1 protein-coding gene is annotated in these 234 nt (G+C 55.6%); it reads right to left on the bottom strand.

The annotated features are described in order from the left end of the window. A partial coding sequence (locus tag B7449_RS19435) for a transposase (RefSeq protein WP_048884136.1) occupies nt 1-180 on the bottom strand: 180 nt, incomplete at its 3' end. Between the last annotated feature and the right edge of the window lie 54 nt (nt 181-234).

Raw genomic sequence — 234 nt, 5'->3', positions numbered from 1 at the left:
GTTCCAATGTCCGAAATACGTCGGCAGGTCCCGCCATGGACTACCGGTCCGGGCGATCCACAGGACCGCCTCGATGAAGAGGCGGTTATCCTTCCCGCTGCGTCCCTGATCCGTCTTCTTGCCAAGGCACAGCGGTTCCATTTTCGCCCATTGGGCATCCGTCAGTATGAAGCGATCCATATGGTCTTTGAAACACATCATGGCCCTTTAGAAAACTCAATTCCCAACAGCCCC

The sequence above is a fragment of the Komagataeibacter intermedius TF2 genome (genome assembly GCF_000964425.1).
GTDB lineage: Bacteria > Pseudomonadota > Alphaproteobacteria > Acetobacterales > Acetobacteraceae > Komagataeibacter > Komagataeibacter intermedius.
The sequence above is the reverse complement of the archived record's forward strand: the minus strand, read 5'-3'. Positions and strand labels throughout refer to the sequence as shown.